The organism is Limimaricola cinnabarinus, from assembly GCF_047631075.1.
Classification (GTDB): Bacteria; Pseudomonadota; Alphaproteobacteria; order Rhodobacterales; family Rhodobacteraceae; genus Limimaricola; species Limimaricola cinnabarinus.
Genome location: NZ_JBLHYX010000002.1, coordinates 117,970 through 132,230, shown reverse-complemented (window position 1 = coordinate 132,230; position 14,261 = coordinate 117,970). Strand labels below are relative to the sequence as shown.

The following is a 14,261-nucleotide window of genomic DNA, read 5'->3' as shown; positions in this document are numbered from 1 at the left end:
GGTTTCGCACGGCCACGAATGGGGCGAGGGCCGGACGCCGATCGAGGCGATCCGCGCTCAGGCGGTCAGCCGGCTCCCGCCCACCCCGGTGATCCGCGCCTCGACGATCCGGCCCTCGGGCTGGTCGGTGGCAAAATCAACCTCGGCGAAATGCTCGGTCCGCCCCATGCGCGGGCTTTCCATGAGGATGCGGTGCGTCCGGCCGACCTGTGCCGCGAGATGCGCCTGCGCCGCCCGCTCTCCCGCCGCCCGCAACCGGGCCGCGCGCGCCTTGATCGCGGGCCCCCTGACCTGCGGCATCCGCGCCGCCGGGGTGCCGGGGCGGGGCGAATAGGGAAAGACATGCAGCCAGGTGAGGCCGCACTCCTCGACCAGCCTGAGCGAGTTCTCGAACATCGCCTCGGTTTCGGTCGGGAAACCGGCGATGATGTCGGCGCCAAAGGTCATGTCGGGGCGCAGCCGCCGCGCCTCTTCGGCAAAGCGGATCGCGTCGTCGCGCAGGTGGCGACGCTTCATCCGTTTGAGGATCAGGTCGTCGCCATGCTGGAGGCTCAGATGCAGATGCGGCATCAGCCGTGGTTCGGTGGCGATGGCCTGCATCAGGTTCTCGTCCACCTCGATCGAATCGATCGAGGAGATGCGCAGGCGCGGCAGGTCGGGGATCAGCTTGAGAATGCGCATCACCAGATCGCCCAGCCGCGGCCTGGCGGGCAGGTCGGCCCCCCATGAGGTCAGGTCGACACCGGTCAGCACCACCTCCTCATAGCCGCGATCCACGAGCCTTCGGATCTGTTCGACCACCACGCCCGCCGGGACCGAGCGCGAATTGCCCCGGCCATAGGGGATGATGCAGAAGGTGCAGCGGTGGTCGCAGCCGTTCTGCACCTGCACATAGGCGCGGCTGCGGCTGCCGAAGCCGTCGATCAGGTGACCGGCTGTCTCGGTCACGCTCATGATGTCGTCGACCTGCACCGGCTCGGTCGCGCCGATCAGATCAGGGGCCATGCCCTTCCATGTCTCGGGGTTCATCTTCTCGGTGTTGCCGATGACGAGGTCGACCTCGTCCATGTCCGAGAACCGCTTGGGATCGGTCTGTGCGGCACAGCCGGTCACGATGATCTTCGCGGTCGGATTTTCGCGCCGCAGGCGGCGAATCTCCTGGCCCGCCTTGCGCACGGCCTCGGCGGTGACGGCGCAGGTGTTGACCACCACGGCGTCCTCGACGCCCGCGCGCGTGGCGAGATCCTTCATCGCCTCGGTCTCATAGGCGTTGAGGCGGCACCCCATGGTGGCGAAGATCGGTGCTTTTCGGTCCATCAGAGCCTCCAGACCCCGTCGAAGACATGCGCCGTCGGACCGGTCATCCAGACCCCGTCCTCGCGCCAGTCGATGTGAAGCGTGCCGCCGTCGAGATCGATGCTGACGGCCCGGCCCGTCAGCCCCCGCCGCGCCGCCGCCACGGCCACGGCGCAGGAGGAGGACCCGGAGGCCAGCGTCAGCCCCGCGCCGCGCTCCCAGACCCGCATGCGGATGCGGTCGGGACCCGTGACCTGCGCCACCTGTACGTTGGTGCGCTCGGGGTAGAGCGGATGATGCTCATGCGCCGCGCCGAAGCTCTCGATGTCGATGGCAGAAACGTTGTCCACGAAGAAGCTGCAATGCGGGTTGCCCATGCCGGTGGCGGTGGGCCCGCCCTCGATCGGCAGGGTGAGCGTGTCCATCTCGCGCGCCAGCGGAATCTCGTCCCAGCGCAGCTGCGGCTGGCCCATGTTGACCGCCACCAGCCCATTGCCCGCACCGCGCGCGGCTAGGCGGCCACGCTCGGTGGTGATGTCGAGGGCGGGTTTGCCCGTGCGGGCCATCTCCCACGCCGCAATGCAGCGCGTGGCGTTGCCGCAGGCCGCAGATTGCGAGCCGTCGGCGTTCCAGAACACGAGATGCAGATCCGCGTCTTTGGCCGTGTGGATCGTCGCCAGCTGATCGAAGCCGACGCCGCGATGCCGGTCGGCGATGGCGCGCGCGAGGTCGGGCGCCACGGCCGTCACGGGCCCGCGCGCGTCGATCACGACGAAGTCGTTGCCAAGCCCGTGCATCTTCATGAACGGCAGGCCGGAGGGGGTGTTTTCCTGCATGGCGGGCCAATAGCAAAGCCAGCGAACTTAATCCAGAGAAAGGGTAATTTTGCGGTTGACCCCCCCCGCCACTCCCCTTAGAGACCCGCCCAGTGGGCCGTTAGCTCAGTTGGTAGAGCAACTGACTTTTAATCAGTGGGTCGCAGGTTCGAATCCTGCACGGCTCACCACTGATCACTCTAGGATCATCGATCGCGGACGGGGCGGGAGCGCATGCCTTCCCCAGCCGCGGCATGCCGTCAGGCAGGATCATCCCTCCCTTCATTCCTCGTTCGAACCCGAAGCCTTATCCGCTTTCGGCCACGGCGCGCTCGGCCATGGTCAATTCGTCATCGGCCTGCCGCGCCCGCATCCCGGGGCGGGGGCCGAACCGCGAGATGAGCGTGTAGAGCGCCGGGGTCAGGAACAGTGTGAACAGCGTCGCCATGCCCAGCCCGCCGATGATCACCCAACCGACGGCAGCGCGCGCCTCGGCGCCCGCGCCGCTCGACAGAACCAGCGGCAGCGCGCCCAGCACGGTCGAGATCATCGTCATCATCACCGGACGCAGCCGCAGCCGCAGCGCCGTGCGGATCGCCGCCTCGCGCTCGAGGCCCAAGGCGCGCTGCGTGTTGGCGAACTCCACGATCAGGATGCCGTTCTTGGCCATCACCCCGACAAGGAGGACGAGGCCGATCTGGCTGTAATAGTTGAGAGATCCACCCGTGAACGCGATCGCCAGTGCCGCCGCCGCAAGGCCGAAGGGCACGGTCAGCATGATCACGATGGCGCTGCCGAAGCTTTCGAACTGCGCCGCGAGAACCAGCAGCACGATCACGAAGGCCGCGCCGAAGACCATCGTGAAGCCGCGCGTGGTCTCGCCCAGCGCCGCCGCCTCGCCCAGAAGCACCAGCCGGGTGCCATCGGGCAGCGTTTCGGCGGCCAGCGTCTCGAGTCGCGCCACCGCGTCGGCCAGCCTGTAGCCATCGCCCATTCCGGCCTGAAGCTCCAGCGCCGGGGCCGAATCCTCGCGCAGGAGGTCGGCGGGGGCGACCACCGTGTCAAGTGTGACCACGCTGCCGAGCGATAGGTGTCGTCCATCCTCGGCGCGCAGGAAGACCCCCGCCAGATCGCCGGGATCGTTGATCGCAGGGCCGGCGGGGACGATCTCGATCTCCATTTCCTCGCCGCCGAGGAACACCGGCCCCGCGCTCACCCCTTCGAGCATCGCGTTGACGGTGGCCGAAACCGCGGCCTCGTCGAGGCCCAGATCGCGCAGCGCCTCGTGGTCGAGACTGACTTCGAGCATCGGCTCCCATGCGTCGCTGGCCAGTTGCGGCGCGGTAAAGGCCGGATCGTCGAACATCGCGGCGAGCAGCGCCTCGGCGGCACCCGGCAGGGCGGCGCGGTCGGTGCTCGCCACGGCCACGTCGAGAGAGCCGCTGCCCGAAGCGCCGCGAATCCCGAGGCTGTTGCCGCCGATGACGCGGGCGTTGAGGCCGGGGATGCCCGACAGTCGGGCCGAAAGGTCGCGCATTACCTCGGCCTGCGCCGTGGCGCGTTCCTCCCAAGGGGCGAGCTTGACGATGATGAAGGCCGTGTTTGCGCCGCCGCGCCCGCTCAGGCTCTGCACCAGATCGACCACCCCCGCCGCGCGGTAGGGGGCGAGGACCGTCTCGACCTGCGCCACGCCCTCGTCGAGGCTGTCGGCGGTCTGCCCCGCCGCCGCGCGCATGAACACCACAAAGCCGCCGCGATCCTCGTCCGGGGTGATCGCCACGGGCAGGTCGCGCGCCGTTCCCAGCGCGAGGATCGCGAGCGCGCCGCACAGCGCCAGCGTCAGCACCGGCGCGCGGACGATCCAGCCTACGAGACGGTCGATACCGCGTTCGGCCCAGGAGGGGGGGCGGGCCATGGCTTCGGTGCCCGGCGCGGTGCGGCCCGGATCGAGAAGCCCCGCGAGCATCGGCGCCAGAGTCAGCGCGGCCAGCGACGACAGGCTCACCGCGAAGGCCAGCACGAAGCCGAACTCGGAAAAAATGCCGCCCGCCTGTCCGGGCAGGAAGGAGATCGGGATGAACACCGCCGCCAGTGTCGCGGTGGTCGAGATCACCGCGAAGAAGACCTCGCGCGTGCCAAGGATCGCGGCGGCGCGCGGGCCCAACCCCTCGCGCCTGCGGCGCACCACGTTCTCGACCACGACGATGGCGTCGTCGACAACCATGCCGGTGGCCAGCACGAGCGCCAGAAGCGTGATGGTGTTGACCGAGAACCCCGCCAGCCAGATCGCCGCGATGGTCCCGGTGAGCGCCACGGGAATCGTCACAGCCGGGATCAGCGTGGCCCGCATCGAGCCTAGAAAGGCATAGATCGTGACGATCACGATCCCCGTCGCCACGGCGATCGAGCCTGCGACCTCGCGCAGCGCGCCCTCGATGAAGACGCCGTCGTCGGATGTCACCATGAGGCTCACGCCCTCGGGCAGGGCGGGGGCGAGGGCCGCCACCTCGGCGCGCACGGCGCGCGAGATCGCCAGCGTGTTGCCGACGGACCGGCGCACGATATCGAGCCCGACCGAGGCCTGCCCGTCGATGCTGGCCCCGCCGCGCCCCGTCTCGACCGCGAGCCGCACCGTCGCCACGTCGCCCAGCCGGGTGCGCGCGTCGATGCGGGTCTGCGACAGGCTTTCGGTGTCGATGGCGGTGGCGGCGGCGCGCAACGCCAGCGTGCCGGTGTCGCTTTCGAGCGCGCCCAGTGGCGCGGTGCCGTCGAGAGCGTCGAGTGCCGTGGCGATGTCCGACAGCCCGAGGCCACGCGTCAGCAGCGCCGTCATGTCGACCTCGACCCTGAAGAGCCGCGACTGGCTGCCCGTCACGGTCACCTCGGCCACGCCCTCGACCGAAGTGAGCCGCTCGCTCACCAGCCCCTCGGCCAAATCGGTCAGCTCCGGCAGGCCTGCCGCGCCGGTCAGCGCCAGTCTCAGAATCGGGTCGGCGTCGGTGTCGTTCTGCGCCACGGTGGGCGTCTCGATATCGGGAAGTTCGCGCAGCGTCTGGGCGATGATTTCGCGCGCGTCGTTGGCGCTGGCGTCCACGTCGCTGCCCGCTGCGAGGTCGAGCACCAGCCTCGCGCTGCCGTAGTCCGAGCTGGCCGAGATCGTCTCGACCCCTTCGAGCCGCCGCAGCGCCTGTTCCAGTACCGCCGTCACCTCGCGCTCGACGACCTCGGGGGCGGCCCCGTCATAACTGGCGCGTACCGACAGCACCGGCAGCTCGACGCTGGGTAGCTCGCGCAGATCGACGCCCAGAAAGGCCAGCCCGCCCGCGATCAGCACCAGCAGGTTCAAGACCAGAGCGAGAATCGGGCGCTTGACGAAGATGGCGGTGACGCCGCCCTGCGGGGCCGCACTCATCCCCGGCCCTCCGGCCGGGGCGACGGGGCCGATCGCGCGGCGTCGTTCGGGCTGTCGACGGTTTCGTCCGCGATGTCCTGCCCGTCGGGGGTGCGCCGCGTCGTCGGTGCCGGGCCATCGCCCTCGCCACGGCGCGTGGGGTCGGCGGCTGTCGCCCCGAGGCCGGTCACCGCAGCACCTTCGCGCAGCCGCGTGGCCCCGTCGGCCACCACCGTCGCCCCCGTCTGCAGATCGGCCTCGACCCAGACGCGGCCATCCTGCCGCGCGCGGATCAGCACGGACCGCTCGCGCGCCAGCCCGTCCTCGACCTCCCAAACCCGGATGCCCTGCGCCGTGTATCCGAGCGCCGTTTCCGGCACGACCGGCAGCGCCTCGCCCTCGGCCGCCACCGACAGGTGCAGCGCCGTGCCCGGTCTGAGGTCGCCTTTCGCGTTGTCGATCTCGGCCCGCAGCGCGACACCGCGCGTTACCGGGTCGACCCGGCTGTCGATGGCGCTGATGCGCGCCACATAGACTTCGCCCGGTCGGGCGGGGGCGCGCGCTTCGATGGTCGTGCCGATGTCGAGCAGGTCGAGCGCCTTTTCGGGCAGTTCGAAGGAGACCACGAGCCGGGCCGTGTCGTCGATGGTCGTCACCGCATCGTCTGATGACAGGCTCTGGCCGACGCTGAGGTCACTGAGGCTCGCACGGCCTGAAATCGGCGCGCGGATCACCCGCTCGTCGAGGGCGATGCGGGCCAGTTCAAGCCGCGCCTGCGCGGTCTGCTGGGCCGCGCGCGCTTCGCTGAGTGCGCTGGCCTGAACCGCGCCGCTATTGCTCGCGGCGAGGGTTTCGTAGCGGTCGAGCGCGTCGGTGGTGCGGGCCAGCTCGGCCTCGGCGATGCGCAGCTCGGCGGCCTCTCGTTCGGAATCGAGCGTGACCAGCGCTGCGCCTTCGGCGACCTGCCGATCGGCCGGCAGGGACAGTGCCGTGATCCGGCCCGACACCTCGGCCACGAGCGCCACGCTGGCGCGTGACTGCGCGGTGCCCAGCGCGGTGATCCGCTGCGAATAGGGGGTGACTTCGACGATTTCGAGCACGGCGACCGTTTCACGGCCACCACCGCCGCCACCGGGCCTACCGGCCCCGCCCCGGCCCGGCCCGCGCCCCGTCGGGGCGGCCTGCGTGTCCGGCAGCTGCGCGCCTTCGTTGCCGAAGGGCAGGCCGAAGGCGAAGGCATAGGCCCCGAGGAGGGCCGCTATGGCAAGGCAGGTTCTCAAGAAATGGCCCATGGGATCCGCTCGCTCTGCGCCGCCCGCCCCCGTGGCAGTCGGTCGATCCGTCATCGGGCACGTCCGCCGCCGACGACGGCGCGCCGCGCAACGCGGATGACCTGTAAAGAGATCGCAGGCACGGGCCGCGAATTCCAGCACGGCATTGTCGCAGTTTGTCGCAGCCGGCCGCGGTGGCCGGGTGGTGCGCGGGCCTAGCCGGTCGGGAAGCGCAGCGTCACCGCCGTACCCTCGGGGCCGGTGTCGATCACCGGGTCGCCGCCAAGCTGGGTGGCGAAGGACCGGACCAGCTTCTGGCCGATGCCGCTGGCTTCGGCATCGCGCGCCTCCGAGGCGAGGCCGCGGCCATCGTCGCGGATCTCAAGACGCAGCTCGTCCGTCCCGATGGTGTCGAGCGCCACGATCACGGTCCCGTCGATGCCGGGGGCAAAGGCGTATTTCAGGCTGTTGGTCACCAGCTCGTTGACGATCAGCCCCAGCGGCACCGCGATCCGGGTCGAGAGGCGCACGGGTGCGATACGGGCCTCGATCCGCACGTCGTCGCGGCCGATCGAGGCGGTGAGCCCGGCTACGATCTGGCCGAGATAGTCCCGCGAGCAAACGGTGTCGATCGAATCCGAGGCGTTGAGCCTGCGGTAGAGATTGGCCACCGCCTGCACCCGTCGGCCGATTCGCCCCAGCGCCAGCCGCCCCTCGCCTTCGGGGCGGGCACGCGATTCCATCGAGATGATCGAGGAGATGGTGCCGAGGCTGTTCATCACGCGGTGGTTCAACTCGATCAAGAGCTGCCGGGCCTCGGCCAGCGCCTGCTCGCGCTCGGCCTCGATGCGCTTGGTCTCGGTGATGTCGCGAAAATGCAGCGCGAAGCAACCGAGCGGCTCGGTGGGCATGGCATGGACGTCGAAATACCGGCCCATGGCGGGGGATTCGTGTTGAAATCGCCGGGATTCGCCGTCGAAGGCGATCTGCCCATAGGTTTCGACCCAAAAGGGTTCGAGATCGGGGACCATCTCACGCGCAGTGCGTCCGATGGCGTCGTGCAACCCGGTCATTTCCTCGAACTGCGGGTTGGTCTGCAGGAACCGGTAATCGACCGGGCGCCCCTGCGCATCGGTCAGCATCTCGCACAGGCAGAACCCGTCGGCCAGAAAACCCAAGATGGAATCGATCTCGCGCGGTGTCATCTGCAGCGGCATTTTCGTCATGGCCCGCGCCCCCTTCGTCCGGGCATCTCCCGGCACTCGTCCAACCTCGATGCGACTGTGGATAAGACGCTAGGCCAAGTGACAACCTATGCGAAGGGGGTATTGTCCGCAAAGCCGGGGATGTCCGGCTTCGTACGCGCTGCGAGACGGCCTCTCAGCGTCGCCGGAGCGTGTCGCCGCGCGCGATCAGCGGCGTCAGCTCGACCCGTTCGGCGCCGCCCTCGGCGGGGTTGGCGCAGCGCGCCGCGATGATCCGCGCCGCCTCGCGACCGATCTCGCGGCGGCAGGCGTCCATGGTGGCCAGCTGGCGCGGCAACCCGTCGAGAAGCTCGACCCCGTTGAACCCCGCGAGCCCGATCTGGCCGGGGATATCGAAGCCCTGTTCGAGCAGCCACAACAGCCCGCCCGCGCCGATCATGTCGTTGGAGAAATAGAGGAAGTCGAGATCGGGCGTCCGGGACAGCAGCGCCTCGGTCATCTCGCGGCCCTTCTTGAGGGCCGAGCCGCCCGAATAGAACTCCTGATCCGCGATCTCGACGCCTGCGCGGGCGAGGTGACGGGTGAACCCTTCGAAGCGTTTGCGGGCCCGGTGATCGGCGGGCATCTTGGTGCCCAGAAACCCGATGCGGCGATACCCCTCGCGCAGGATCGCCTCGGCCATCTCGCGTCCGGCGCGGCGATGGCTGATGCCGACGCAGGCGTCGATCGGCGCGCCGTCGCTGTCCATGATCTCGACCACCGGGATCTCGGCGCGCATCAGCATCGCCCGGCTTGCCTCGGTGTGCTCCAGCCCGGCGATGATCACCCCCGAGGGGCGCCAAGACAGCATCTCGAAGAGCACCCGCTCCTCGGTCTCGGGCAGGTAGTCGGTGACGCCGAACACCGGCTGCAACCCGGTCCCCGCCAGCGTCTCGGAGATGCCCGACAGCACCTCGGGGAACACCATGTTGCCCAAGGAGGGGATGATCACGGCCACGAGGTTGACCCGGCTCGACGCCAATGATCCCGCGATGCGGTTGGGCACGTAGCCGAGCTTCTTGGCCGCCGCGCGCACCTTGGCGCGGGTGGCCTCGCTCACGTCGCCCTTGTTGCGCAGCACCCGGCTCACCGTCATCTCGCTGACGCCCGAAGCCTCGGAGACGTCGCGCAGGGTGAGGGGGCGGCGGGGCGGGATGGTCATGGGCAGGGTCCGGGGATGGAATGGGTGCCAGAGCTATAGGGCGAGGCGACGGGCTTGTCCAAGCGACGTTGACGGGCTGAACAAAGCCGGGCATGGAATGGAGGCGTGGCCCCGTGGCTCAACTGGATAGAGCAGCCCCCTCCTAAGGGGCAGGTTGCAGGTTCGAATCCTGCCGGGGTCGCCAAAACTACCTGAAAAATATGGCTTATTTGCAAGGGGTTCTGCAGCAGTGTGCAGAAAGTCCCGTTTGGATTTCCGCCGATTTCTCCGAAAACGACCGAAATCTCGTACAAAACCTGTACAAAATTCGCACGTCTGTGCGGCTTTTGGGGCCATCCGATGAGCTGGCGGGTGGCGAATACGTGTGCGGAGCGGAAGTTCGGGAGTGCGACGCGTAAGCAGATCATCATGTTTCTGGCGGACAAGGCCTCTGATGATGGTTCCGGCATCTGGTGTTCGAAGGGGACGATCCAGCGGCACACGGAGCTGGGGGAGACCACCGTCAAGCGGACAATCCGGGAGTTCCTGAAGGAAGGCATCCTGATCGAAACTGGCGCGCGCGGGTGCAAGAACGGATTCACCGTCGTTTACCGGATCGATCTGGCTCGGATCGAGGCGCTTGAACTGACCGCCGAGCCCGAGATTGAGACGGGGGCCACAGTGGACCCCGTCCAGACTGGACCCAGAACGGGGGCCACAGTGGCCGGGGTACCGGGGCCACCACGGCCCCCAAACCATCCTAAAACCATCCATAAACCCCCTACGCGCGAGCGCGTGGCGGCAGTGGATGAAGATGCTGAGAAGATTTTGGCCTCCTATCCGCGCGACCGTCTGCGCGGGAAGGCTGAGTGCCTCAGTCGGATCAGGGAGGCTTTGGACGCTGGGACAGAGGTCGAGGACCTGTTGCAGGCCGTGAAGGCCTACGCGGCGGACAGCGCGGGCTTCACCCGCTCCAAGGTTTGTTTCTCAGACAACTGGTTCAGGTCGGGACGGTGGCGCGCTTACGTGGAGGACATCACCAAGAACCGCGAAGAGACGAAGGCCAAGGAAGATCAGATGCTGGCAGGCTTGGCAACATGGATCACAGATCGCCATCCACTTTGCCGCCACATCACGCCCGGCCAGATCGATGCGCTTTTGACCGCAGAGCTGGTGACCAAGGCGCAAATCCAAGCAGCGGGCCTCAGATCATGACCGCAACCGATCCCAGCGAAGAGCAAACAGCAAGGCGACCCATGTCATACGCTGGCGCTTCTGACACGGGACCTTGCGAGGGGCGGCAAGCCTCCCCTTCGAACCCCACCGGCGCGGGCAAGACCCGCGCAAAGGAGCCGCTGACGGAGACCTTCGTCTTCCGGTGCACGGCGGCCGAGAAGGCCGAGCTACGCGCCAAGGCCGAGGCCGCAGGCCTGCCCGCAGCAACGCTCCTGCGCGAGGCGCTTGGCCTGACCGAGGCGCGCCGCCGCAAGCCCGTGCCGCGCGTCGATCCGGCGCTGGTGCTGGCGGTCGGGCGCATCGGCGGCAACCTCAACCAGATCGCCCGCTGGCTGAACCACGCCATGAAGGTCGGGCGCACGGACCTCGACACGCTGACCGTCGCCCGCCGCCTTGTGGTGATCGAACGCCAGCTCGCCGCGCTCCTCGATGAGGCGCGGCGGTGCTGATCAAGTTCTTCCCCAATGGCAAAGGCGCAGGCGCGGGGCCGGTCGGCTATATCGTGGCCGAGCGAGTCTTGGCCTATGACGGCAACCGCGACCTGATCCGCGATGAGGACGGCCAGCCATTGACCGTCACCCGCGACCCTTTGCCAGAAGTCCTGCGAGGCAACCCCGAGCGCACCGAGGCCCTGATCGACGCCAGCCGTCATCAGTGGACCTATCGCGCGGGCGTGATCAGCTTCGCGGATAGCGACAACCCGACTGAGGACCAACAGGCCGAGGTCATGGACCAGTTTGAGCGGCTGGCCTTCGCGGGGCTGGACCCTGAGCAATATGAGGTGCTCTGGGTCCGCCATCGCCACGAAGGCCGGGTCGAGCTTCACTTCTGCACGCCGCGCCTGGAGCTGACCACAGGCAAGAGCCTCAATATTGCACCACCGGGTTACCAGGATGCCTATGACAGCCTGCGGGACGTCATGAACCAGCGCCACGGCTGGGCCGATCCGATGGATGTGGACCGCGCGCAGGAGGTCCGCGACACCGTTGAGGCCCCGACCCGCGCCCAGGGCCGGGATGAGCTGCACGCTTGGATACAGGACCAGATCGATCTCGGCCTGATCACAGACCGCGCCACCATGATCGAGGCGCTCACCGACGCAGGCTTCGACCTGCCACGCACCGGCAAGGCCTACATCACCGCGCGAGACCCGGACACGGGCGAGCGCTGGCGGCTGAAAGGAGAGATTTTCCATGAAGACTGGCAAGCCGACCCGCCTGAGCGAGAAACTGAATGCGGAACTCGACACGATCCGGGCCGAGCACGTCGCCTCGATCTCGTCCCAGCTCAAGAGCTTCAGGATCGTTTTGAAGAACATTGTGGGCGCCGCGCAGCATACCATCGCGAGCGATACGCGCCGATTTCAGACCGAGACGGCGAGCATGTTCGAGACGCGGCTGAGGTCGATCCGCCTCTGGCTGACGATCTCGCCTTGGCTGATCGCGGGGATGGTGCTGACGGGGATCGCCTTGATGATGGCCGCGAGCTTTTTCTGGACGGTGCATCTGACGCGCTCGGAGCTGACGGAACTGGGACTGACACGGATCGAGCGGCCCGAGGGGACCTGGCTGATCCTGGACCCATCGAAGACGCGGCTCAGGACCTGCACGATGGGCGAGAGGCACGTCACCTGCATTCGGATCGAGGAGGATTAGATGACCCAACTGACAGCCTTGGAACGCGACTTGCTCGCCTGCGTCGAGCGGTTGGTCACGGCCTCAGAAACCTCAGCGAAGGACTTGACCACCTTGGAGTCACGCTCGACCGGCAGGATCGAGAGGGAACTGGCTGGTTTGAAAGACTGCGTGACCTTGCTCATTCGTTCACAAGCCGCATCCATGAAGGCCTTGAGCGGATTGCTGAACGACGAGGCGAGCTACAAGACGCTGAACGAGACCTTGCAGCAGAGCTTGACCTTAGCGAAAGCCGCCGCCGAGAGATTGAGGGACAGCTAGACAGCCAGGAGGCTCATGCGGAGCGAGGGTTGCGGCATTGAGTTCACGTTCGCAGTCGATCCCCGCACAGCTTAGTTCGAGGGATCAAAAGTGCTCGCCGGGCAAGCCATCTTCATCTGAAAAGAGCATATGTTCAGGCAATGGGTGAACTTCGCGTCCCCCGCCCACAGGATACCAAGCGAGAGTTTCCGATACCGCGCAGCTTTCGTTCCGAGAGGTCACGAGTTCGGGCATGAAATAATTGCCGTAGACCATGCGCAAACCAGTCTTGCCTGGGTCAAAGTCCAACATAGTCTGTCGATTGAGCTGGTGACGAAGTCTTTCAACGCCGTTGCCGCCCGCGTTTTCATAACCGACATGAACTGCACCTGGAGAATTGCCCGGAAGTTGTTGAGACGCGCGCCCAACCACGCTACGAAAGTGCCGCGCTTTTCGCTGTTCCGCAACCTCAGATGTGCTTCTCCAAACCACAAGACTTGCTTGATCTACCCATGTAGCGTGCAAAGGGCGGCCTTCCGCCGGCGTCCAAGTTCCATCCATCGTGAAGTCCATGATTGGATCATACTGTCCAAGTATGAGTTCCACCATACGACTCGAGCCAAAGTAGATGTCGTCGTGGTTGAGAACGACATAAAGATCGTGCCAAGTCAGATCGAAAACCACCCCTCGGCTACTGGCTTCATCCCATTCGAATGGACCCGAACTCTCAAGGAATCGTTCGATCTTACTCTCTAGATAATTCTCTGCCAGCTCAATGACTTCTTCTTTGTACTGGACGAGTGCAACGAACGATTTCCCTAGTCTTTTGGATAGAGAATGCGCATTTTGCGCGATCTTTTCGGCGGCGACGCGCTCTTCATACGCGTACCCTGACCGCCCAGTGCGCTTGCATTCTATTGCCCAGTGCTCTGGGCCGCGCTCGACAAATAGGTCGTTGCGCTTTCCGAGCCCGGGAGTTTCGTCCAAGAATTCGACCTTATCCCAGCCACGGCTTTTGTAAGCACCGGCTACCAGCAGTTCGTACAGCGCATCGTCTGGCTGGCCTCTGTCCTTTTTCAATATACGGGCTGCACGCTCTTCTACCGCCTCCACTTCAAGCAAGTTGGGCAAGAGTTGGCCTAGCCGACGAAAGAGTGGTGCAATCCGGTACCCTTCTGGCAAGAAAAAGTCTGGCCTCAAATTGGGATCAGCATATCGTACGGCCTGATGTAAGTACCAAGAAATCGTGTCCTTTTTGTCAAACAATGGTACGCGATCGCCTTGCGCCCACCTTTGCTTAGCAGTTTGGAAGTAGCTTTCAGTCGAAGCCATACGTATATCAATTTCTGCCGACGGCAATGACTGACAAAGCCAATTCACGGCGGCCAGAACGTATTCATCACGCCAACCTTGACCATCGCGCGGAGCGATCCACAACCTGCCGTTGTCGCCAGTCATTTGTTTTTGTTTGCCGCCAGCGACATGTCGTAGCTCGTCTGCAAGTTCACCCAGTAGTCTGGGCTCGTGTTAAATTCGCGGGCCAGATGTAGCGCCGTGTCAGGCGTGATCCCGCTCGTGCCTTCGATCAACCGCTCCATCCGAGTCCGAGATATGCCGAGATGCCTCGCAAATTCGATGACCCCCATCTCCAAGGGGTCGAGATATAGCTCCTTCAGCACTTCACCGGGGTGCATCGGGACGTCAAGCACTTTCATCAGCTTATCCTCTCAATGGTAGTCCACTACCTCGACATCGGCGGGGCCGTTTGGAGGCCAGACAAAGCAGATGCGCCATTGTCTATTGATCCGCACAGATTGTTGCTAGGCTTGGTCCCTTTTCAGTTCTCCCCGGTGGTTGCCTGACTGGGATCAAAATATCCTTGAAACGCGATTATGAAAGGACTGAAACCGCCCAAATCTCGATCACACTTTCT

At 66.0% G+C, this 14,261-nt stretch carries 11 protein-coding genes and 2 tRNA genes; 5 read left to right on the top strand and 8 right to left on the bottom strand.

From position 1 onward, the window contains the following. Positions 1-57 precede the first annotated feature (57 nt). Both mtaB and dapF read right to left on the bottom strand, forming a co-directional pair. Positions 58-1,317 carry a tRNA (N(6)-L-threonylcarbamoyladenosine(37)-C(2))-methylthiotransferase MtaB gene (gene mtaB / locus ACJASC_RS02450; protein ID WP_415143264.1) on the bottom strand — a complete coding sequence of 420 codons (1,260 nt, stop codon included), beginning with the start codon at positions 1,315-1,317 and terminating at the stop codon, positions 58-60. After that, positions 1,317-2,132 (bottom strand): diaminopimelate epimerase, encoded by an 816-nt coding sequence (dapF, locus tag ACJASC_RS02445; protein WP_415143262.1) that lies wholly within the window; start codon positions 2,130-2,132, stop codon positions 1,317-1,319. Before dapF ends, mtaB begins: the two co-directional genes overlap by 1 nt. 94 nt (positions 2,133-2,226) lie before the next feature. On the opposite strand from dapF, the gene ACJASC_RS02440 reads away from it, so the two are divergent. Next, positions 2,227-2,302, top strand: a tRNA-Lys gene (locus ACJASC_RS02440). Positions 2,303-2,418: 116 nt separating this feature from the next. Here the strand turns inward: ACJASC_RS02440 and ACJASC_RS02435 are convergent. The 4 genes from ACJASC_RS02435 to ACJASC_RS02420 form a co-directional block, all read right to left on the bottom strand. Further along, a complete protein-coding gene (locus ACJASC_RS02435) occupies positions 2,419-5,523 on the bottom strand; it encodes an efflux RND transporter permease subunit (protein WP_415143260.1) in 3,105 nt (1,034 codons plus the stop codon). Beyond that, positions 5,520-6,794, bottom strand: coding sequence for an efflux RND transporter periplasmic adaptor subunit (locus ACJASC_RS02430; RefSeq protein ID WP_415143258.1), 1,275 nt, complete (start codon positions 6,792-6,794; stop codon positions 5,520-5,522). Before ACJASC_RS02430 ends, ACJASC_RS02435 begins: the two co-directional genes overlap by 4 nt. Before the next feature lie 194 nt (positions 6,795-6,988). Next, complete coding sequence (locus ACJASC_RS02425; protein ID WP_052512673.1) at positions 6,989-7,999, bottom strand: histidine kinase dimerization/phosphoacceptor domain -containing protein; 1,011 nt, start codon at positions 7,997-7,999, stop codon at positions 6,989-6,991. Between the two features lie 154 nt (positions 8,000-8,153). Beyond that, complete coding sequence (locus tag ACJASC_RS02420) at positions 8,154-9,179, bottom strand: LacI family DNA-binding transcriptional regulator (RefSeq protein ID WP_021692914.1); 1,026 nt, start codon at positions 9,177-9,179, stop codon at positions 8,154-8,156. A 107-nt stretch (positions 9,180-9,286) separates the two neighbouring features. Between ACJASC_RS02420 and ACJASC_RS02415 the strand changes: the two genes are divergently transcribed. The 4 genes from ACJASC_RS02415 (at position 9,287) to ACJASC_RS02400 (ending at position 12,390) form a co-directional block, all read left to right on the top strand. Beyond that, positions 9,287-9,363 (top strand) — tRNA-Arg (locus ACJASC_RS02415). Positions 9,364-9,587: 224 nt separating this feature from the next. Further along, positions 9,588-10,373, top strand: coding sequence for a hypothetical protein (locus ACJASC_RS02410; protein ID WP_415143255.1), 786 nt, complete (start codon positions 9,588-9,590; stop codon positions 10,371-10,373). Positions 10,374-10,414: 41 nt separating this feature from the next. After that, entirely contained in the window at positions 10,415-10,843 is a 429-nt protein-coding gene (locus ACJASC_RS02405; RefSeq protein WP_415143253.1) for a plasmid mobilization protein, read from the top strand. Beyond that, a complete protein-coding gene (locus ACJASC_RS02400) occupies positions 10,837-12,390 on the top strand; it encodes a relaxase/mobilization nuclease domain-containing protein (RefSeq protein ID WP_415143251.1) in 1,554 nt (517 codons plus the stop codon). The genes ACJASC_RS02405 and ACJASC_RS02400 overlap by 7 nt, the downstream gene beginning before the upstream one ends. A 43-nt stretch (positions 12,391-12,433) precedes the next feature. Here ACJASC_RS02400 and ACJASC_RS02395 read toward each other — a convergent pair whose 3' ends face one another. Continuing rightward, a complete protein-coding gene (locus tag ACJASC_RS02395) occupies positions 12,434-13,765 on the bottom strand; it encodes a hypothetical protein (RefSeq protein ID WP_415143249.1) in 1,332 nt (443 codons plus the stop codon). Positions 13,766-13,782: 17 nt separating this feature from the next. Beyond that, on the bottom strand, positions 13,783-14,043 hold the full coding sequence (locus ACJASC_RS02390; RefSeq protein ID WP_415143247.1) for a HigA family addiction module antitoxin: 261 nt from the start codon (positions 14,041-14,043) through the stop codon (positions 13,783-13,785). Positions 14,044-14,261: the final 218 nt, after the last annotated feature.